Below are 21116 nucleotides of genomic sequence, written 5' to 3'. Positions count from 1 at the left end.
GTTAGGGTATCGGGCGGCTGGCACCACGGTGCCGGCCGCCCTTTTCACAGGTCATCCACTATGACAGCCATCCTGGAAATGCGGGGCATCACCAAGACCTTTCCGGGGGTCAAGGCGCTCAGCAACGTCAACCTCACGGTCAACGAGGGCGAAATTCACGGCGTGGTCGGCGAGAATGGCGCCGGCAAATCAACCCTGATGAAGGTGCTGAGCGGTGTCTATCCCCATGGCTCCTATGAAGGGGAGATTCGCTTCCGCGGCAAGGAATGCCACTTCAAGGATATCCGCCAGTCCGAAGAGCTCGGCATCATCATCATCCATCAGGAACTTGCCCTGGTGCCGCTGCTCTCCATCGCCGAGAACATCTTCCTCGGCAACGAGCAGGCCACCGGTGGCCTGATCGATTGGCCCCTGACCTATGGCAAGACCCGCAAGGTGCTGGATAAGGTCGGGCTGAGGGAATCGCCGGACACGCTCATCACCAATATCGGCGTCGGCAAGCAGCAGCTCGTCGAGATCGCCAAGGCCTTGTCGAAGGACGTCAAGCTCCTGATCCTCGACGAGCCGACGGCCAGTCTCAACGAAAGCGACAGCGATGCCCTGCTTGACCTCCTGCTGGAGTTCAAGCGCCAGGGCATTTCCTCGATCCTGATCTCGCACAAGCTCAACGAGATCTCCAAGGTCTGCGACGAGATCACGGTGATCCGCGACGGTGCCTCGATCGAGACCCTCGACTGCCGCAACGAGGCGATCAGCGAAGACCGCATCATCAAGGGCATGGTCGGGCGCGAAATGGCGGACCGCTATCCCAGCCGCGAGCCCAAGATCGGCGAGCCGGTGCTGGAGATCAAGGACTGGGTGGTGCACCACCACGAGCATTCCGATCGCCAGGTGGTCAAGGGCGTGAACTTCACCGTGCGCAAGGGTGAGGTCGTCGGCATCTCCGGCCTGATGGGCGCAGGGCGGACGGAACTCGCCATGAGCATCTTCGGCCAGTCCTACGGCCAGCGCATCAGCGGCCAGGCCCTGATGCACGGCAAGCCGGTGGATCTGTCCTCCATCCACAAGGCGCTGGCCAACGGCCTGGCCTATGTCACGGAGGACCGCAAGCAGCTCGGCCTCGTCCTCGAAGAGGACATCATCAAGAACATCACGCTGAGCAACCTCGAGGGGGTGTCGAAGAATTCCATCATCGACGACATCAAAGAATTGCGGGTGGCCAACGACTACCGGCGCAAGCTGAACATCCGCTCTCCCAACGTCTTCCAGAAGACGGTGAACCTGTCGGGCGGCAATCAGCAGAAGGTGGTGCTCTCCAAATGGCTGTTCTCCAATCCTGAACTGCTGATGCTCGACGAGCCGACGCGCGGGATCGATGTCGGTGCGAAATACGAAATCTACAGCATCATCAACGAGATGGTGAATGAAGGTAAAGCCGTGCTGATGATTTCCTCCGAGATGCCGGAACTGCTCGGCATGTGCGATCGCATCTATGTGATGAATGCAGGTCGCTTCGTAGGCGAATTCCCCGGGGCCGAGGCCACCCAAGAAAAGATCATGCGCGCCATCATGCGTGCGGAAGGGCATTGACGATGACGACAAACACTGTGGAAGCTCAAGGCTCATCGCCCAAGAAATCCATCCTTGAATATATCAGCGGCAACATCCGCGACTATGGCCTGCTGATCTCGCTGATCGTCATCGTCGGCTTCTTCCAATATATGACGGAAGGGCGGATGCTGGCGCCGTCCAACATCAACAACATTCCCAACCAGAACGGCTATGTCATCGTCATGGCGCTCGGCATGCTGCTGGTGATCGTGGCCGGCCATATCGACCTGTCGGTCGGCTCGGTCTGCGCCTTCACCGGCGCCGTCGCCGCGACGCTGATGGTGAAGCTGGGCTGGCATTGGGCACCAGCGGCGGTCGCTACCCTGGTGGTCGGGGCGCTCATCGGTGGCATCCAGGGCTATTTCATCGCCTATCTGCGCATTCCCTCCTTCATCGTCACCCTGGCGGGCATGCTGGTGTTTCGAGGGCTGACCTATCGCCTGCTCGGCAATACCAATGTCGGTCCGCTGCCGGCCGAGTTCAACCAGCTCAGTGCCGGCTGGATTCCCGATCCGTTCGCGTCTCCGGGCTTCTTCACCACCACCTTCGCCCTTGGCCTGATCGCCGCGGCGCTGTTCATCCTGGTGAACATCAAGGGCCGGATGACGCGGCTCAAGCACGGCGTGGAGGAAGAGCCGATGGCGATCTTCATCGGCCGCAACATCCTGATGGCGGTCGCTACCGTCTATGTCGGCTATCTCCTCGCCATGTATCGTGGCCTGCCGATGGTGCTGATCATCCTGCTGGCGCTGACGCTGCTCTATGTCTTCGTCACCACCCGCACCGTGGTCGGCCGGCGCATCTATGCCCTCGGCGGCAACGAGAAGGCAGCCAAGCTCTCGGGCATCAACACCGATCGCCTCATCCTGTTGACCTTCGTCAATATGGGCGCGCTGGCGGCGCTGGCCGGGCTCATCGTCACCTCGCGCTTCGGCGGCATGGCGACACCCAAGGCCGGCGACGGCTATGAGCTCGACGTCATCGCAGCCTGCTTCATCGGCGGCGCTTCGGCTTCGGGTGGCGTCGGCAAGATCACCGGCGCGGTGATCGGCGCCCTGCTGATGGGCGTGATGAATGTCGGCATGTCGATCCTCGGTCTCGGCATCGACGACCAGAAATGGATCAAGGGCCTGGTGCTGCTCTTCGCCGTCTGCCTCGACGTCTACTACAAGAAGAAGCGCTGACAGACGGGACGTCGATCACGCATGCCGGCCTTCGGGCCGGCATTTGCGTTGTGGCGTCTCGATTGCATGCCCCGATTATACTTGGCGATTGCCGCTGCGTGGCCTTAAAACGCCTGCCATTCTCGGGAGCGGTCATGGAGCGAATCGTCAAGGCATTCTTCAATTCGGCAGCGGGTCTTGCCCATGCCGTCCGCTATGAATTGGCGGTGCGCCAGGAGGTCATCGTCCTGCTCGTCGCGGTGCCGGCGAGCTTCTTGGTTACCGAGAGCTGGTGGAAGCGCCTTGCCCTGATCGGCGTCATCCTGCTGGTACTGATGGTGGAACTGCTCAACACGGCCATCGAAGCGCTGTCGGACCATGTCACGCCCGACCGTCATCCCCATATCCGCATCGTCAAGGATCTCGGTTCGTCAGCGGTGTTCACGGCGCTCACCTTGGCGGGGCTGACCTGGCTTCTCGCGCTGGCCGAAAGGCTGGTGTAAGGATGGCGGATCATTCTTGTCCGCCTTTGAAGAGACCATGAGCACCGATATTCTGCGCATTGCCGTTGCCCAGCTCAAACCAACGCTCGGCGACATCGCCGGCAATCTCGCCAAGGCGCGCGCGGCGCGGGCCAGCGCGCGGGAGCAGGGCGCCGATCTCGTGCTGTTCACCGAACTTTTCCTCTGCGGCTATCTGCCCGAGGATCTGGTACTCAAGCCCGCTTTCCAGGATGCCTGCCGCGCCGCGCTGGAGGACTTCGCCCGCGATACGGCCGATGGCGGACCGGCGGCGCTGGTCGGCCTGCCCTGGCGCGAGAAGGACAAGCTGCACAACGCGGTAGCGCTGGTGGACAAGGGAATCGTCGCTGCCGTCCGCTTCAAGAACGATCTGCCCAATTACGGCGTGTTCGACGAAAAGCGCGTGTTCCAGCCGGGGCCCTTGCCGGGGCCGATCGCCTTTCGCGGTGTGCGCCTGGGCGTGCCGATCTGCGAGGATATCTGGGGCCATGACGTGGTCGAGTGCCTGGCCGAAACGGGCGCCGAAATCCTGCTTGTGCCCAATGGTTCGCCCTATCATCGCGACAAGTCCGACATCCGGCTCAATGTCGCGGTGGCACGCGTTACCGAATCCGGCCTGCCCATGCTCTACGCCAATGAGGTTGGCGGCCAGGACGAGGTGATCTTTGACGGCGCCTCCTTCGCCCTCAATGCCGATCATCGCCTGGCGGTGCAACTGCCGGCCTTCCGGGAGGCGATCGTCACCACGACCTGGCGGCGCGGGGCGCAGGGCTGGGCCTGCGAACCGGGCGTGGTCGAGCCGGTGGAGGAGGGCGAGGAGGCCGATTACCAGGCCTGCGTCCTGGGCCTGCGCGACTATGTCGACAAGAATGGCTTTCCCGGCGTGGTGCTCGGCCTGTCCGGCGGTGTCGATTCGGCCCTGGTGGCGGCCATGGCGGTGGATGCGCTCGGACCGGAGCGGGTGCATTGCGTGATGCTGCCCTATCGCTACACCTCCAAGGAATCCCTGAAGGATGCCTTCGAATGCGCTACGGCGCTGGGCGTGCGCTATGACGTCGTACCGATCGAGGCCCCGGTGAGCGGGCTGGAGAGCGTGCTCGAGCCGCTGTTCGCCGGCCAACCCCGCGGCATCGCCGAGGAGAACATGCAAAGCCGCACCCGTGGCACCATCCTGATGTCGATCTCAAACAAGTTTGGCGCCATGGTGGTGACAACCGGCAATAAGTCGGAGATGTCGGTGGGTTATTGCACGCTCTATGGCGACATGAATGGCGGCTTCAACCCGATCAAGGACCTTTACAAGACCGAGGTCTATCGCCTGTGCGAGCTGCGCAACCGCTGGAAGCCGGTGGATGCAAGGGGACCAGACGGGGTGGTGGTCCCGCCCAATATCCTGACCAAGGCACCCTCCGCCGAATTGCGCGAGAACCAGAAGGACCAGGATTCGCTGCCGCCCTATGACGTGCTCGACGATATCCTGCGCTGCCTGGTCGAAAGCGAGATGCGGGTCGCCGAGATCGTGGCGCGCGGCCATGACGAGGAGACCGTGCGCAAGGTCGAGCGCCTGCTCTACCTTGCCGAATACAAGCGCCGCCAGGCTGCCCCCGGCGTGAAGGTGACCGAGAAGAATTTCGGCCGGGACCGCCGCTATCCGATCACCAACCGCTTCCGGGACGGCAACAAGCCGGCTTTCGTGCCGGATGCTGCGCTCTATCGCGTCTCCACCACTGCGAGCGCGGACGCCGTCGATTTCTGAGCCGCCGGGTTGTCTGCCAGCGCTTCCGCCTGGGCCGTGTCGATGAGCCAGCGCCGGACCGCGTCCGTGGGTTCGGGATGGCGCTGCCGGCGCGGCAGCACCACGTAGAAATCATGGCCGCCGGACATTACGGCCGCCACAGGCTGGATGAGCCGGCCGGTGGCGAGATCGCCGGCGACCAGGAAACGGCTGGCGAGCGCGATGCCCTGGCCGGCGGCCGCCGCCTCGATCGCCAGTCCCGTCTGGTTGAAGCGCATCCGTCGCGGCTCGACGAGCGGCTTCAGCCCCAGCGCCCGCTCGAGAAACTCCGGCCACAGATTATGGGTGTCGTGCAGAAGCGTGTAGCTCAAGATTTCGGCCGGTTCGATGCCGTTCGAGCCGGCCGGCAGCAAGGCGGGGGCGCAGACGGCGATGACGTGCTGCGCAAACAGGCGCTCCACTACAAGGCCCGGCCCGAAGGGCAGGCGACCCTGGCGTACCGCGATGTCGACACCGTCGCTCTGGAAATTCGACAGGCTTTCATTAGCGAGAATGCGCAGGTCGACGAGCGGATGCTCGGCCACGAAGTAAGGCAGTCTCGGGATCAGCCATTTGGTGGCGAAGCTCGGCGTGACGCTGATCGTCAGCCGGGCAGGCTCGGGCCGCAGGCCCAATGTCGCGTCGGCGATGAGTTCGAAGGCTCGGCGGACAGGAGGCAGGTAGCCGTGCCCGGCATGAGTGAGCGTAAGCCCGCGCGGCAGCCGCTCGAACAGCTTGACGCCAAGATCGGCCTCCAGCCCTCTGATATGCTGGGCGACGGCGCCCTGGGTCACGTTGAGCTCCTCGGCGGCGAGGCGGAAGTTCAGATGGCGTGCGGCGGCTTCGAAGGCACGCAGGGCCTTGAGCGGAGGAAGGCGGGGCAGGGCGTCCGGCATGCAGTAGTTTTTCTACAGGATGAGAGCAGCTATTCTGGCTCGAATGGGAGCTGGATTGCCAGTATATCAGGTGCATGGTCCCTTTGTCGCGGCCTCCCGCCGCTCCGGGGCATGGAAGGATGATTCCGATGGCAGCAGAAAAAGTAGCGATCGTCACGGCCGGGGGCAGTGGCATGGGAGCGGCGGCGGCCAGGCGCTTGGCCAAGGATGGCTATAGGGTTGCCATTCTCTCCTCCTCCGGCAAGGGCGAGGCCATCGCCCGGGAATTGGGGGGCCTCGGCGTCACCGGTTCCAACCAGTCCAATGAGGACCTGCAGCGCCTCACCGACCTGACGCTCGAACGCTGGGGGCGTGTCGATGTGCTGGTCAACAGCGCAGGCCATGGTCCGCGCGCGCCGCTTCTGGAGATCACCGACGAGCAATGGCACACGGGGCTCGACGTCTATCTGATGAATGTGATCCGTGCGACCCGCGTGGTGGCACCGGCGATGATCCGTCAGAAGAGCGGCGCCATCATCAATATCTCGACGGCCTGGGCCTTCGAGCCGACGGCGATGTTCCCGACCTCGGCGGTCTTCCGCGCCGGGCTTGCCGCCTACACCAAGCTCTTCGCCGATCAGCATGCCGCCGACAATGTGCGCATGAACAATGTGCTGCCGGGCTGGATCGACAGCCTGCCGGCCACCGAGGAGCGCCGCGACAGCGTGCCGATGGGGCGCTACGGCACCAGCGAGGAGATCGCCGCCACCATCGCCTTCCTCGCCTCGGAGGGCGCCGGCTACATCACGGGCCAGAACATCCGGGTCGACGGCGGGCTGATGCGCTCGCTCTGACAGAACATGGTCGGAGTGCCGATTCCCGGGTAGGCGGACGTCTTGTCCGCGCACCCGGAAGGACGTCGTGCTCTCAGAGGGCCCAGCCGACCTTCAGGCCTTCCAGCACGGCTTCCTCGGCCGTGCGGGGCGTCAGGCAGTCGCCGATGCTGTGGATCTCCGCCACCAGGCCCTCCAGCTCGGCTTCCAGAGCATTGACGGCCTCATGGCCCAGCGAGGTCACCAGCGTGTCGATGCCGTCGATGATGATCGGCTCGCGCCCGGTGACATGGGCGAGATAGACGGTCTGGCCGTCGACGCCGTAGAGATCGGCATAGGGGATGACCTCGATGCCGAGATCGTGCAGCACGCCGGCCCAATGGTCGCGGACATAGGCCTGGATACGCTGGCCCGGCATGTAGCCATTGACGGCGAGGCGGACCTTGCAGCCCGCCCGCGCCAGCTTCTCGGCGACGCCCATGCCGATCCAATCACAGCGCCAGTCCGCCACCAGGACGGAACTGCCGACATTGGCCTCGTCACGGAGTACTTGCCAGGCGTCGACGACATGGGCGGTCTCGGCACCGGGCAGTTCGGGATGGCGGGGCGTGGCACCGGTCGCGATGATGACCACGTCCGGCCGTTCGCGCTCGACCAGAGCACGGTCGACCCTGGTGTTCCTCACCACGGTGACGCCGGCGAGCTCCGCCTCACGGGTGAGGTTGGTGACGATGCCGCCGAATTCCATGCGTCGCGGCAGCAATTGCGCCAGCAGGGCCTGTCCGCCGAGCCGGCCCGAGGCTTCGTAGAGCGTGACGTCATGGCCGCGCGAGGCGGCGATGCTGGCGGCTTTCATGCCGGCCGGACCACCGCCCGCCACCAACACTTTCTTCGCAGCGCCGGCGGGCAGCACCTTGCCGTAGCGCAGCTCGCGCCCGGTCTCGGGGTGCTGGATGCAGGAGATGGGCACGCCGAGCTGGAAATGGCCGATGCAGGCCTGGTTGCAGGCGATGCAGGCGCGGATGTCGTCGAAGCGGCCCTGCTCGGCCTTGGCGGGCATATCGGGGTCGCAGATCAGCGCGCGCGTCATGCCGACCATGTCGGCCTCGCCCTTGGCGATCAGTTGCTCGGCATCCTGGGGCTGGTTGACGCGCCCGGCATAGAAGACGGGGGTCTTTACCTTGCGCTTCACCGCTGCCGCCGATGGCGCGCCATAGGCACTGGAGAAGGCCATGGCGGGGGCGATGTGCACGGCACCGCCAAAGCTGGCGGAGGATCCGACCGTCAGGTTGAAATAATCGAAGCTTCCGTCGAGGGCGGTGAGCACCTCCGCCACTTCCTCGGGCGTGAGGCCGTTGAGGTCACTGTCCTCGGATGAGAAGCGCAGGCCGACCACGAAATCCGGCCCCGTCCTGGCACGGATGGCGGCAAGGCTCTCGCGGATGAAGCGCAGGCGGTTGTCCAGCGAGCCGCCATAGGCATCCTCGCGTACATTCACGCGCGGATTGACGAATTGCGAGGGCAAATAGCCGTGGCTGCCGACGATCTCCACCCCGTCGATCCCGGCCTGTTCGAGCCGACGGGCAGCCTCGCCATAGCCCTCGACGATCTCGCCGATCATCGTTGTGCTCATGGCGCGCGGCATGACGTGGAAGCGCTGGTTGGGCACGGCGGAGGGCGCGTAGGCAACGGGGGCGGTGCCTTCGGCCGTCTCCATGATCTCGCGGCCGGGATGGAAGAGCTGGCCGAACACGGCCGCACCTTCGGCGTGGCAGACCTCGGCAAGGCGCCGGTAACCGGGGATGCAGTCGTCGCTGGTCGCCATCAGGAGGTGGGAGGTGTAGCGCGCCGTCTCGTGCACGCCGGCAACCTGCAGCACGATCAATCCGACGCCGCCCTGGGCGCGCGCCTGCTGATAGGCGATCAACGCGTCATTGGGCACGAAGGCCGTGGGCAGGGTGGTGTCATGCCCGGTGGACATGATGCGGTTCTTGATGCGCAGATTGCGGATCGTGAACGGCGAATAGAGGTGGGGGAGGGCGGCGGACTGGCTCACGGGGCCTCGCAGAAGCTGGACCCGTACTGGGTGCACGGGACCGATCCCGCAATCAACATGGCCGATTGTCGCGACGAGCATGGCTCGGCGCTGGTGAGGCATATCCCGGGCGCCCGCGCACCCGGGGATAGCTGCGGGGCGTCTCAGAGATTGAAGTCGAAGCGATAGCTGGCCGATACGCCGATCGTGAACTGGTTCGGGGAGCCGCGCTCCTTGACCAGGCTCGATTTGGAAGCGGGACCGGTGAGACGGCTATATTCGGCAAAGGCGCTGGTTGTGATCTTGTCCGTGGTCTTCCAGGTGAGCGCGCCGCCGACGCCAACCGATTTCAGGCCACCGCCGGGCGAATAGGGGCTAAGGCCCGAAGCGAGCGATTCCTGCAGGTTCACGCCGTAATAGGCGTCGAAATAGCTGCGTGTAGCCAGGGAGACCCGGGGCCCGCCGGAAATACGCCAATCCGGTGCGATATCATAGAAGGCGTCTGCGGCGATATCGGCGACCAGGCCGTGATGCGAACGGATGCCATGCCGCAATTCGGCCCGCAGACGCAGCCACTCGGTCGGATAGATATCGGCGAAGATGCCGAGTTCGCCGCCCCAGCGTACCGGCTTGAGGCCCTTGAGATCATCGTCGGTGGAGCCGTCGCGCTCGAACAGGATCTTGCCGACCGGGCCGATGCGCAGGAAACCATTGTCGAGGAGGCCCAGGCCCGGATTGTCGTTGCGCGAGGTGAAGGCCGGGCCCTTGCCCTGGCGCGACAGCGAGACGATGGGCGAGGGCAGGAAGCTGAAATCCTTGGCGCCTTCATATTTGGGGCCCATGGCGGCTGTGGCGCCGAGCTCCAGCGACCAGCCGCCGGCGATGTAGTTGTCCCAGAATCCCGTCGGCGTATAGGAAGAGGACTGGGCCAGCGCCGGCGTCGCCAGAACGGCAAGAACTCCTGCCGCAACGGCAGTCTTCAGGGAGGTACGCAACATCACTTTATTCCCATTTCCGGTCGCGGCAGGAACGGCCGCGAACCTGGCCGCACAATGCCTTCGAGGTGACAACAAACAATGAAGGATGGCACGAATAATCAACGAATTCCCTAACGTCATGTTTTGGATGCCGAGGGCATCGTCAGTTTCGTGATGCCTATTTTGGCGGCATTCACTGAGTGGCGATGATCAGCCGGGAAAGGAGTCTATGAGCCGGCTGCGATTGATTATCGTCTCCCTTATAAACACGATGGCGATTTTGTGGCCAGCAAAAATGGCAGGAGCCTGTTCATAATCTCTCCTTCAAAAGGCAGGAGACGCGGTATAGGACAGGCCATAATTCCAATTTCGAAAGCCCATCATGCCGCCCGTCGTCCGCTTTGCGCCATCCCCCACCGGCTATATCCATATCGGCAATATCCGCACCGCTTTGCTGAACTGGTGCGTGGCCAAGCGTGCGGACGGGCGCTTTATCCTGCGCTATGACGACACCGACACCGCCCGTTCGCGCCAGGAATATGCCGACGCCATCGCGGTGGACCTCGCCTGGCTCGGCATGGTGCCGGACGTGCAGGCACGACAGTCCGAGCGCATGGCGCTCTATGATGCCGCCGCCGCCCGCCTGCGCGAGGCCGGCCGGCTCTATCCCTGCTACGAGACCGAGGAGGAGCTGGAACGCCGGCGCACTTTGCAAAAGGCCCGCGGCCTGCCACCGGTCTATGACCGGGCGGCCCTGCGCCTGACGGCCGAGCAGAAGGCGGCCCTGGAGGCCGAGGGGCGGCGTCCGCATTGGCGCTTCCTGCTCAACCACCGCATCGTCGAGTGGCAGGACGGCGTGCGCGGGCCCGCCCATGTCGACACCGTCTCGCTTTCCGATCCGGTACTGATCCGGGCCGATGGCGGCTATCTCTACACACTGCCGTCGGTGGTCGACGACATCGACCTCGGCGTCACCCACATCATTCGCGGCGAAGATCACGTCACCAATACCGCCGTGCAGATCGAGATCTTCGAGGCTCTGGGCGGTACCGTGCCGGCTTTCGCCCACCACAACCTGCTCACCACGGTGAGCGGCGAGGGGCTGTCCAAGCGCAGCGGCGCGCTGTCGATCGGCTCGCTGCGTGAGGCCGGCTTCGAGCCGATGGCGGTAGCGAGCCTGGCGGTGCTGACCGGCACGGCCGAGGCTGTGCGTCCGATCGCGTCGCTGCAGGAGCTCGCCGCACTGGTTGATCTTTCGCGCATCTCGCGTGCACCGGCGCGCTTCGATCCGGCCGAGATCGAGACGCTCAATGCCAAGTTGCTGCACGAGACAGCCTTTGCGGATGTTTCCCAGCGGCTCACGGCTCTCGGCATCGAGGGCGGTGAGGATTTCTGGCTCGCCGTGCGCTCCAATCTCGTCAGGCTGGCCGATGCGAAATTATGGTGGGAGGTGGTGACGGGGCCGGTCGCCGCAAGCGAACGGGATCGGGAGTTCCTCGGCCGCGCCGCAGGGCTGCTGCCCAGCGAGCCCTGGGACGAGAACACCTGGGGCGCCTGGACGCAGGCCGTGAAGGAGGCCACAGGCGCCAAGGGCAAGGCCTTGTTCATGCCGCTGCGCCAGGCGCTGACCGGGCTCGACCATGGTCCCGAACTCAAGGCGCTGCTGCCCTTGATCGGCCGCGAACAGGCGTTGGCACGGCTGGCAGGCTGAGGCTGGAGTGTCGGCCTCCGGGTCGATATTGGATTGGGGATTTATGAGGAGCGTCGACCGGCAGGTCGAGACTCCACCCTGGCGCCCGGCTCGACGCCTTCCCATATGGGGCCCGATGAGGAGACCCCGCATGCTGCGTAGAATATGCTTCGGCTTTGCCGTGATCGGACTTGCCCTGCTGGCTCCCGCCGCTGCCCAGGCCCAGGAGCCCGACCTAATCTTCCGCAAGTCGACGGTATGGAAATTCCTGACCCCGGATGACAAGCTTGCGGTCTACGGCATCGACGATCCCGATGTCGAAGGGGTCGCCTGCCACTTCACCGTGCCGGAGAAGGGCGGTCTCAAGGGCATGTTCGGGGTGGCCGAGGAGGTGTCGGACGTCTCGCTGGCCTGCCGGCAGGTCGGGCCGATCAAGTTCAAGGAAAAATTCGAGCAGGGGGCCCTGGTCTACCGCCAGTCTCGCTCGCTGTTCTTCAAGAAGATGCAGGTTGTGCGCGGCTGCGACGCCAAGCGCAATGTGCTGGTCTATCTGGTCTACACCGACAAGCTGATCGAGGGCTCTCCGAAGAACTCGACCTCGTCGGTACCGGTGATGCCCTGGGCCGGGGAGCCGCCCCAGAAATGCGGCGATTTCGTCACGGACTGAGGGCGGCACCCGGCAGAGCTGCCGCCCACATTCCCACTTCCCGTGAAGTTTTTACTTCTCGCAGGTGATCACGACGGCGTGCGGCTGCGCGGCAGCGGCCACCTGCGTGGGCGCGTTGATGGCGCCGGTGATGTCGGTTTCAGTCTGGCGGCGGAAGGCGACGGCCTTGGCATAACCATTGGCGACGCACCATTCGCTGGCAATCGGCTGGCCGCAAGGCGAGCCGCTTTCCAGGCAGGTGTCGACGCCATAGCCGTCATCGCTGCTGACGACGAAGGAAGCCACGTTCTGGGCGGAGGCGGGGCTGGCGAAGGCCAGGCAAGCCGCGATGAAGGAGAGGGTACGCAGGTTCATCGAAATCACACATGTGAACGGGGTCTGCCCCGTTCGGATAGCGGAGCCTGCCTATCATCGCTGTGCGTTTTTAAACATACGTAAATCTGCGTGTTTAATTTTTGGCGAAACTCTGTTGCCTGGGTGCATCACTCTGGCACTGGAGAAAGCGGATGCCGTCCTTGTCTCGTGTGGCTTGACAACGTCGCCCGCATGGCACATTGCTCCCGGCCATGACAAAGACGGCCATCCTTTCGCGGATTATTTGCAGCTAGCAGCAACGCTGGCTGGCGCCGTCATTCGCCCAAAATCTTGAGCGCAGGACGCCCCCGGCCAGCCGAGGTGGGGAACTCATGGTTTTACGGCTCTACGATACCCGTACGCGCGCCAAGGTCGATTTCACGCCGATCGATCCCGATCGGGTGCGTATGTATGTCTGCGGCCCGACCGTCTACGACTTTGCCCATATCGGCAATGCCCGGCCGATCATCGTCTTCGACCTGCTGTTCCGCCTGCTGCGCCATGTCTACGGCGCCTCGCATGTCTCTTACGCGCGCAACATCACCGACGTCGACGACAAGATCAACGAGCGCGCGGCCGAGCGCGGCATCACCATCCGCGAACTGACCAATGGTACCCTGGCCCAGTTCCACCAGGACATCAGGGAACTCGGCGTGCTGATGCCCGACCAGGTCAACCAGCCGGGCGAGCCGCCGCAGATGGTGGAGCCGCGCGCGACCGATCATATCGAGGAGATGAAGGCCATCATCGAGCGCTTGGTGGCGCGCGGTGTCGCCTATGTTGCCGAGGAGCATGTGCTGTTCTCCGTGCATGCCATGGAGAAGCTCGCGACAGTGCCGCGCTATGGCGCGCTCGCCCGCCGCTCGCTCGACGAGATGCTGGCCGGCGCCCGGGTCGATGTCGCGCCCTATAAGCGCGATGCCATGGATTTCGTGCTGTGGAAGCCCTCGCATGGCAACCAGCCCGGCTGGCCGAGCCCCTTGGGCATCGCCACGCCCGGCCGTCCGGGCTGGCATATCGAGTGCTCGGCCATGTCGATGGCGACGCTGCTCACCCCTTATGGCGGTGGCATCGCCTGCGACGATCCGGCCCGCAACGTCTTCGACATACACGGCGGCGGCATCGATCTCGTCTTCCCGCACCACGAGAACGAGATCGCCCAGAGCTGCTGCGCCTTCGACACGCCGGTGATGGCCAATGTCTGGATGCATAACGGCTTCCTGCAGGTCGAGAGCGAGAAGATGTCCAAGAGCCTCGGCAACTTCATCACCATCCGTGAACTGCTCGGCAGCGACAGATTCGGCGGGCGCGCCTGGCACGGGGACGTGCTGCGGCTCGCCATGTTGCGTACGCACTACCGCCAGCCGATCGACTGGACACTGCAGGCCTTGAACGAAGCCCAGCAGACCCTGCTGCGTTGGTACGAAGAGGTGCCTGCGGGCGGAAGCGTCGATGCCGGCGTGATCGAGGCCCTGTCGGACGATCTCAACACGCCGGCCATGCTGGCCCGCCTGCATCAGATCGTCGACCCGGCCGACCGGGCGGCGACGCTCGCCTTCCTGGGCTTCAACAACGATGTGGCCGCCCTGAAGGGAGACACCCAGGTCAGCGATGGTCTGAGGCAGGAGGTCGAGGCGCTTCTGGCTGCCCGCAAGGTGGCGCGCGCCGAGAAGAACTGGCCGGAGTCCGATCGCATCCGCGACGAGCTTGCCCGGCTGAACATCGCCGTCAAGGACAACAAGGACGGCACCACCAGCTGGGAGGTCAAGCTCTGATGGCACAATCCATGCCCAAGCCGGGGCTGCGTCCCTTCCTGCCCGCAGATGCGCCGATCCTGGCCGAGATCTTCCGGGCCAGCATCCACGAGTTGACGGCTGACGACTACTCGGAAAGCCAGCAGGAAGCCTGGGCCGAGGCCGCCGATGACGAGGAAGCCTGGGCCAAGCGTCTTGCCGGCTGTCTGACCTTGGTGGCCACGGTCTCCGGCTCCCCAGTCGGCTTCATCGCCCTGAAGGGCAAGGACCTGGTCGATCTGCTCTACGTTCATCCCGCGGTCGCCGGGCAGGGGGTGGCCTCGACGCTCTATGGCGCCATCGAGCAACTTGCCAAGGCGCGCGGTGCTACCCAGTTGACGGTGGATGCCAGCGACACCGCCCGAGACTTTTTCCTCAAGCAGGGTTTCGTGCCCCAGCAGCGCAACACCGTGTCGCTCGGCGACGAATGGCTCGGCAACACCACCATGAAGAAGGCGCTCGTGGCCCCGCCCGATGCGAGCCGGCAATGACACGCGACCGCCTCTATCTCTTCGACACCACCTTGCGCGACGGCGCCCAGACCACGGGCGTCGACTTCTCCCTCGCCGACAAGCAAGCGATCGCGCGTCTGCTCGACGATCTCGGTGTCGACTATGTCGAGGGCGGTTATCCTGGCGCCAATCCGCTCGACACCCAGTTCTTCAGCCAGCCCAACGGCCTCAAGGCAAAGTTCACAGCCTTCGGCATGACCAAGCGGGCAGGGCGCTCGGCCGCCAACGATCCTGGCGTCGCCGGCCTCCTGGATGCTGAGGCGGATGCGATCTGCTTCGTGGCCAAGAGCTGGGACCACCAGGTGCGCATGGCGCTCGGCATCAGCCTGGAAGAGAATCTCGATTCGATCCGCGACAGCGTCGCCACCGCCAAGGCGCGCGGGCGCGAAGTGCTGCTCGACTGCGAGCATTTCTTCGACGGCTACAAGGCCAATCCCGACTACGCGCTTGCCTGCGCCCGCACGGCCCATGAAGCCGGCGCGCGCTGGGTGGTGCTGTGCGATACCAATGGCGGTACTCTGCCGCATGAGGTCGAACGCATCGTCGGCGAAGTGGTCAAGGTGATCCCCGGCAGCCATCTCGGCATCCACGCCCATAATGACACCGAGCAGGCCGTCGCCAATTCGCTGGCAGCGGTGCGGGCCGGAGTCCGGCAGATCCAGGGCACGCTGAACGGCCTCGGCGAACGCTGCGGCAATGCCAATCTCACCTCGCTGATCCCGACGCTCCTGCTCAAGCCCGCTTATGCCGATCGCTTCGAGATCGGGGTGGACGCGGCCCGGCTCGAGAACCTCACGCGCATCTCGCGCAAGCTCGACGAACTGCTCAACCGCATGCCCGACCATCATGCGCCCTATGTCGGCTCCTCGGCCTTCGCCACCAAGGCCGGCATCCATGCTTCGGCCGTGATGAAGGATCCTTCGACCTATGAGCACGTGCCGCCCGAAAGCGTCGGCAACCGGCGCAAATTGCTGGTCTCGGACCAGGCCGGCAAGTCGAACATCCTGGCGGAACTGGAGCGCCTGGGGCTGGCCATCGACAAGGACGATCCGCGCCTGTCGCGCCTTCTCGGTGCGTTGAAGGACAAGGAAGCGCAAGGCTATGCCTATGAGGGGGCGGATGCGTCGTTCTTCCTCCTGGCCAAGCGCATCCTCGGCAGCGTGCCGGAGTTCTTCTTCGTCGAGCGTTTCAGCGTCAATGTCGAACGGCGCTGGAACGAGCGCGGCGAACTCGGCGTGTTCTCCGAGGCCATCGTCAAGGTCAAGGTCGGGGCCGAGGAACTGATCTCGGCGGCGGAAGGGCATGGCCCGGTCAATGCCCTGGACACGGCGCTGCGCAAGGACCTGGGCAAATACCAGTCGGTCATCGAGGACCTGAAGCTGATCGACTACAAGGTCCGTGTCTTCCAGGGCGGTACCGACGCGGTGACGCGGGTGCTGATCGAATTCCAGGACGCCGCCGGCGACCGGTGGGCGACCGTGGGTGTCTCCGACAACATCATCGACGCCTCCTTCCAGGCGCTGGTGGATTCGATGACCTACAAACTGCTCAAAGCGGGCGCGGAGGTGTGAAGAGAGGGTGTCGACCTGGAGGTCGACACTCCATCCTTCAGCGCCGGATCGCTTCGGCGTTGATATCGATGCGCACGACGTCGCCGATCAGGGGGATGAAGGCCTTCATGCCGAAATCCGAACGCCGGATGGTCGTGGTGGCCGTGAAGCCGGCGACCATGCGGTTGCCGCGCAACGGATCCGGTGCCACGCGGTTGAAGGTGGTTCGCAGCGTCACCGGTTTGGAGATCCCGAGCAGCGTCAGTTCACCGCTGAGGTCGGCGCTGCGCGGGCCACGGCGCTTCACCTTCGTGGTCCGGAAGGTGATCGTCTGATGGTGGACGACGTCGAAGAACTCGCTCGACCGAAGATCCTCGTCGCGCGAGGGCAAGCCGGTATCGACGCTCGAGGCCTCGAGCGTCGCCTCGACCAGGCTTTGCTCGGGATGTGCCTCGTCCAGCGTCAGCACGCCCTTCAGCTGGCGGAAACCGCCCGTGACGGTGGAATAGCCGAGATGGTCGATATGGAAGATCGTCTGGGTATGGTCGGGGTCGAGATCGTAGAGGTCGCCCGCCAGGACAGGGGACGAAAGGCAGGTACTGAAAAACAGCGCCGCCGCGCTCGCCTGGAAAAACTGCCTCATCGCATTGTCCATGCCGCCCGATCGCAAAACACCGTGGCATGAACACCCGAGGCCGCGATCCTATTCGACCGCAGCCCCTGTTCGACCGCAACCCCTGGAGGCGGCTTCAGAGCGTCTCGGGTGCGACGCTCATCGCCATTTCGGCGCGCGTGATCTTTTCGATCGCTGCCGTGACCATCGGCACGACCTCTTCGGGTGTGTTGGCCACCAGCACATCCACCGCGGTTTCGGGCCGAATGAAGCCCTCCTCGCGCATGTGTTCAAGAATGTCGAGGAACCGTGTCCAGAAGCCGTCGATATTGACCAGCACGATCGGCTTCTTGTGCTGGCCGAGCTGGGCCCAGGTGAGCTGCTCGACCAGTTCCTCCAGCGTGCCGACGCCGCCGGGCAGGGCGACGAAGGCGTCCGCCCGTTCGAACATCAGGCGCTTGCGCTCATGCATGTCCTTGGTGACGATGAGTTCCTCGACCTCGGTGAGCATGCGCTCGCGCCGCTGCAGGAAGGTCGGGATGATGCCGGTGACCTGGCCGCCATTCTCGATGACGGCGCGGGCGACCGTGCCCATCAGGCCGACATTGCCGCCGCCATAGACGAGGCGAATGCCGCCTTCAGCCATGTCCCGGCCCAGGCGCTCGGCGCCGGCGACATATTCGGAGCGAGTGCCATTGCTGGAGCCGCAATAGACGCAAATCGAACGAAGCTTTGTCATGCCCCCGGTTTCGCACTGCGGCATGGGTGGGTCAAGTTGCTTTGCCGGAAGCCCCTTACTTGATGCAGACTTTGGCGAGAAGGAGATCGAGATCGCGGAAACGTCCCGTCGAGACCGTAACGGTCTCAGCTTTGACAGGGCCGCTCTCTTTCGGGCCAATTGCGAGTTTCAGCGAACGCCTTTCGGCGAGCGTGCAGAAAGCGACGGGATCGAGGGTGATTGTCAGGGCAGGGCCGGAAACATTCCTCGACAGATTCGAGAAGGCCAGTACGTCGCCGATTTGAAGGATCGCGATCAGATTGGCGGTCGGCACGGGACCGCCGCCGGTCGTCGGCATGACGCTGGCTTGGACGCCGGCGACATTCGGCGCTTGGCGCAACTCGACATGCGAGATGATCGCGTTGCCATCGTAGAGACCCGCCGGCACGTCGGCGGCAGTCGCGGTAAAGGCTGCGACGCGCTCGGCATTCTTTTGAGTAAACAGTGCCGCCTGGTGCTTGAGAACCTGCCCTCTCGCATCCTGGCCGTCAGTGATGATTTTCGTTGCTAGAAGTTCGGGACGGCTCATGACGTGGATATTGCTGTTGCTCGCAAGCTGAACCAGCTCGTTGATACTGGGATCGATGCCCATTTCGTCGAAAAAGCGGGCAGCCTGATCATATTGCGCCTGTGTCGTCTTTACCTTGATCCGGTTGACCGACAGAATCTCCCGCCGGATGACGCGCCCGTTCAGAGTGGTCTGGCGCCAGCGTGTCAGGGTCCGCGAACTGGCGAATTGATGCACACCGACCGGGGTCATCCAGAAGACGTGGCGCGCGACGCCGCCTGCCAGCACGAACACACAGGCCGAATTGCAAAAGGCGCCCGCATTGTTGGCGAAGCCGCGGCGGCCTTTCGTGATCGAGGCCGTGCAGTTTTTCTCACCCGGCTTGCAGGCAGCCAGCATGGTCCGGCCGATGGTGACCTCCAGGCCTGCGCGGCGAATCAGACGTCCCATGGCGTAACCGGCGGCGACGTCTCCGCCGGGCGAGGTGAGGATGAAAGGCAGCTTCCTGCCGCCGGCGGCTTTCAGAACCTTGCGCAGCAGTGCCGGCGTCGCGGCGGTGATGTCGCCTTCTGCGGAAATCCATTCCGCACAATCGGGTTCACAATCCACTGCTGCGTTGCGCACGATGAAAATGCGCATGGGCGAGCCTTTGGGACCTGTACCAGCCTCTGTTTGGCCGGCTTGCGATGGTAGGATTCCAAAAAGAAGTGTCAGGCAAAGAGCAGATACAAACAGCGCCGCTCGTTTCATGGAACCTTCCGATCAAGCCCGTCCGACGAAGAATATCGTGCGTTCCTCGAATTTCATCACAATTCTGCGGCAATGGCGCTGCAGTCGGGCGATACCGGCACGCGCCGGATATGATACGGTTGCAGGTGAAATAAACCGGCGCGATACTTTGTTTGCCCGACATCTTGGCGGCGTGGCCTTTCGTCTTGCAGGCGAAGCGGATAAGTAAAATTGGATGAAACGATGCGCGTTCTTGCATCGGGAGTAGATGATGGCAGTGGGCTGGAAGAGTCTGGCTGGAATAGTCGGAGCCGCGAGCGTTGTCAGCGTCGGTACGCTTTACAGCGTGCTGGTGCGCGAGCCTGCCCGGTCGCCGTCGCCGGCCGTCGGCGATACAAATTCGGTGGTGGCTGCCAATCCTCCTGCCGACAAGGCACAGAGGCCGGCGTCGAGCGGCGATCAGGCGGCCGGCAAGCCGGGTGCGAGCGCTCCGGAGGCCACGAAGCCTGACGCCGCCAAGACCGAAGCCGCGAAAGTCCCGGCCGCGGGCACCCAGGCCGCCAAGCCCGAGGCTGGAAAGACGGAGGTGGCGCAGCCCGAGGCAGGCAAAACCGAAGCCGCCCAAGCCCAACCGCCGAAACCTCAATCTCCCAAGCCCGAGGCACCGAAGCCGGATGCGGCCAAGGGGCAGATTGCCCCGACCTTCGACATTGCCCGCATCGAGCCGGCCGGCAGCGCGGTGATCGCCGGCCGGGCCGCTTCCGGCGCCACGGTGGAATTGCTGCGCAACGGCAATCCTTATGCCCGCGTGGTCGCCGACATCAATGGAACTTGGGCGATCACGCCGCCGGCCTTGCCGAAGGGCCCCTGCGAGCTGACCCTGCGCACCACATCGCCGGACGGCAAGGTGACCTTGTCCGAGCAGACCCTCTCCGTGCGCGTTCCCGAAAAGCCGGGCGAAGAGGTGGTGGTCGTCCTCAACACGCCCGACCAACCCTCCAAGGTTCTGACCGATGCGGCGCAGCCGCCAGGCAAGGCACCCGAGCAGCCGGCAACGCCGGCAGCGGCAAGCGCCTCTGCCGATGCGGACAAGGCAGCGTCGCGGGCCAATGTCTCGATCCGGACCGTCGAAGCGGACGAGATAGGCCGCTTCTTCGTGACGGGCCGCGCCGAGCCGGGGGCTGCCCTGCGTATCTATCTCAACGATACCTTGGTGACGGGCGTGACCGCGGCCAAGGACGGGACCTTCGGCATGACCATCGAGAAAGGCATGCAGCCGGGCAATTATCGGGTGCGTGTCGACGATGTCGCAGCTGCCAACGGGCAGGTGATGACGCGGGCCGAGGTACCCTTCACCATGGTCGACAAGGCGCCTACCGCCTCGGCTCCGGCCGTGGTGGCGGCGATCGCCACACCGTCGCGTTCGGGGGGCAGCCGCAGCGGAGAGCCGGCCGCGACACCGACCCAGCCGGCGACCACGCCGTCGACCGCCGTGCCCGGTGCTGCCACGCCGTCCCCGGGTAAGTCGCTCCCTGGCGAAACGGCTCCTGGCAGCAGGACGCAGCCGGCGGCGGCTTCCGTACCCGCCCAGGGGGCCTCCCCGGCAACGGAGCCCGGCACGCAGGGGGCAGGGGGCACGGGAGCTGCCTCGTCCCCGGCGCAGGCGGAAGCCGCACCGCCGGCCTCCGGCAATGTCGTGGTACCGAGATCCGCCACGACGCCATCCGCCTCCAACCCAGCGACGCCCGCCACGGAGCCGGTGCAGACCAGCGAGGCCAAGCCGGCCCAACCTTCGCCGCCGCCCTCGGTGGCGGTGATCCCGGAGATCCGCACCACGACGATCGTGCAGGGCGACAATCTTTGGCGGATCTCACGCAAGGTCTATGGCCAGGGCATCCGCTATACCTGGATCTACGACGCCAATACCGATCAGATCCGCAATCCCAATCTGATTTATCCGGGTCAGATCTTCGTCATGCCGGACAAGAAAACTCCCTGAGCAGGGCGGGCCGCGGGCCCCGGCACGGGGCAGCAAAATGAGATTTCGTCGCAAGACGCTTGCGGTCACGGCGTTCCAGACCTAACTACGCAGCGTCATCGAGAGCAAAGCGCCTTCAGGCCTGAACGCTTTTT

18 protein-coding genes are annotated in these 21116 nt (G+C 64.4%); 11 read left to right on the top strand and 7 right to left on the bottom strand.

From position 1 onward, the window contains the following. Positions 1 to 60 precede the first annotated feature (60 nt). From mmsA to ABXS05_RS10955, 4 genes are all read left to right on the top strand, one after another. Positions 61 to 1590 carry a multiple monosaccharide ABC transporter ATP-binding protein gene (gene mmsA, locus ABXS05_RS10970; protein WP_367623935.1) on the top strand — a complete coding sequence of 510 codons (1530 nt, stop codon included), beginning with the start codon at positions 61 to 63 and terminating at the stop codon, positions 1588 to 1590. Between the two features lie 2 nt (positions 1591 to 1592). Then, positions 1593 to 2795: a multiple monosaccharide ABC transporter permease gene (gene mmsB / locus ABXS05_RS10965; RefSeq protein WP_311933206.1), complete on the top strand. Its 1203-nt coding sequence runs from the start codon at positions 1593 to 1595 to the stop codon at positions 2793 to 2795. A 134-nt stretch (positions 2796 to 2929) separates the two neighbouring features. After that, positions 2930 to 3277: a diacylglycerol kinase gene (locus tag ABXS05_RS10960; RefSeq protein ID WP_367623934.1), complete on the top strand. Its 348-nt coding sequence runs from the start codon at positions 2930 to 2932 to the stop codon at positions 3275 to 3277. A 37-nt stretch (positions 3278 to 3314) separates the two neighbouring features. Then, positions 3315 to 5051, top strand: coding sequence for an NAD+ synthase (locus ABXS05_RS10955; RefSeq protein ID WP_367623933.1), 1737 nt, complete (start codon positions 3315 to 3317; stop codon positions 5049 to 5051). Here the strand turns inward: ABXS05_RS10955 and ABXS05_RS10950 are convergent. Further along, a complete protein-coding gene (locus ABXS05_RS10950; RefSeq protein WP_367623932.1) occupies positions 5006 to 5965 on the bottom strand; it encodes a LysR substrate-binding domain-containing protein in 960 nt (319 codons plus the stop codon). The genes ABXS05_RS10955 and ABXS05_RS10950 overlap by 46 nt on opposite strands. 128 nt (positions 5966 to 6093) lie before the next feature. On the opposite strand from ABXS05_RS10950, the gene ABXS05_RS10945 reads away from it, so the two are divergent. Continuing rightward, complete coding sequence (locus tag ABXS05_RS10945; protein WP_367623931.1) at positions 6094 to 6798, top strand: SDR family oxidoreductase; 705 nt, start codon at positions 6094 to 6096, stop codon at positions 6796 to 6798. 73 nt (positions 6799 to 6871) lie between these two features. On the opposite strand, the gene ABXS05_RS10940 is transcribed toward ABXS05_RS10945, so the two are convergent. Together ABXS05_RS10940 and ABXS05_RS10935 are read right to left on the bottom strand one after the other, a co-directional pair. Then, on the bottom strand, positions 6872 to 8833 hold the full coding sequence (locus ABXS05_RS10940; RefSeq protein WP_367623930.1) for an oxidoreductase: 1962 nt from the start codon (positions 8831 to 8833) through the stop codon (positions 6872 to 6874). A 143-nt stretch (positions 8834 to 8976) separates the two neighbouring features. Beyond that, entirely contained in the window at positions 8977 to 9810 is an 834-nt protein-coding gene (locus tag ABXS05_RS10935) for a MipA/OmpV family protein (RefSeq protein ID WP_311933200.1), read from the bottom strand. Between the two features lie 361 nt (positions 9811 to 10171). On the opposite strand from ABXS05_RS10935, the gene gltX reads away from it, so the two are divergent. After that, entirely contained in the window at positions 10172 to 11500 is a 1329-nt protein-coding gene (gltX, locus tag ABXS05_RS10930; protein ID WP_367623929.1) for a glutamate--tRNA ligase, read from the top strand. 130 nt (positions 11501 to 11630) lie between these two features. Next, entirely contained in the window at positions 11631 to 12146 is a 516-nt protein-coding gene (locus tag ABXS05_RS10925) for a CreA family protein (protein ID WP_367623928.1), read from the top strand. A gap of 51 nt (positions 12147 to 12197) precedes the next feature. Here the strand turns inward: ABXS05_RS10925 and ABXS05_RS10920 are convergent, their stop codons facing one another. Beyond that, the gene (locus tag ABXS05_RS10920; protein WP_068287134.1) at positions 12198 to 12500 is read right to left on the bottom strand and encodes a hypothetical protein; all 303 of its coding nucleotides are present in this window, start codon (positions 12498 to 12500) and stop codon (positions 12198 to 12200) included. Between the two features lie 332 nt (positions 12501 to 12832). Between ABXS05_RS10920 and cysS the strand changes: the two genes are divergently transcribed. From cysS to cimA, 3 genes are read left to right on the top strand one after another with little or no spacing between them, the layout of a single operon-like run. Next, the gene (gene cysS, locus ABXS05_RS10915; protein WP_367623927.1) at positions 12833 to 14275 is read left to right on the top strand and encodes a cysteine--tRNA ligase; all 1443 of its coding nucleotides are present in this window, start codon (positions 12833 to 12835) and stop codon (positions 14273 to 14275) included. Next, a complete protein-coding gene (locus tag ABXS05_RS10910) occupies positions 14275 to 14784 on the top strand; it encodes a GNAT family N-acetyltransferase (RefSeq protein WP_311933196.1) in 510 nt (169 codons plus the stop codon). Before cysS ends, ABXS05_RS10910 begins: the two co-directional genes overlap by 1 nt. Beyond that, positions 14781 to 16376, top strand: coding sequence for a citramalate synthase (cimA, locus tag ABXS05_RS10905; protein WP_367623926.1), 1596 nt, complete (start codon positions 14781 to 14783; stop codon positions 16374 to 16376). Before ABXS05_RS10910 ends, cimA begins: the two co-directional genes overlap by 4 nt. Positions 16377 to 16413: 37 nt before the next feature. Here the strand turns inward: cimA and ABXS05_RS10900 are convergent, their stop codons facing one another. From ABXS05_RS10900 to ABXS05_RS10890, 3 genes are all read right to left on the bottom strand, one after another. Further along, the gene (locus ABXS05_RS10900; RefSeq protein ID WP_367623925.1) at positions 16414 to 16998 is read right to left on the bottom strand and encodes a YceI family protein; all 585 of its coding nucleotides are present in this window, start codon (positions 16996 to 16998) and stop codon (positions 16414 to 16416) included. Between the two features lie 106 nt (positions 16999 to 17104). Then, positions 17105 to 17707, bottom strand: a complete 603-nt coding sequence (locus ABXS05_RS10895) for an LOG family protein (protein ID WP_367623924.1) — start codon at positions 17705 to 17707, stop codon at positions 17105 to 17107. A 55-nt stretch (positions 17708 to 17762) separates the two neighbouring features. Further along, positions 17763 to 18893: a COG3904 family protein gene (locus ABXS05_RS10890; protein ID WP_367623923.1), complete on the bottom strand. Its 1131-nt coding sequence runs from the start codon at positions 18891 to 18893 to the stop codon at positions 17763 to 17765. 361 nt (positions 18894 to 19254) lie between these two features. On the opposite strand from ABXS05_RS10890, the gene ABXS05_RS10885 reads away from it, so the two are divergent. Continuing rightward, complete coding sequence (locus tag ABXS05_RS10885; RefSeq protein WP_367623922.1) at positions 19255 to 20982, top strand: LysM peptidoglycan-binding domain-containing protein; 1728 nt, start codon at positions 19255 to 19257, stop codon at positions 20980 to 20982. Positions 20983 to 21116 lie beyond the last annotated feature (134 nt).

Origin of the sequence: Labrys neptuniae (assembly GCF_040797145.1) — a bacterium.
Lineage (GTDB): Bacteria > Pseudomonadota > Alphaproteobacteria > Rhizobiales > Labraceae > Labrys > Labrys neptuniae.
Note: the sequence above shows the minus strand (reverse complement) of the source record. Positions and strands in the feature narration are given on the sequence as shown.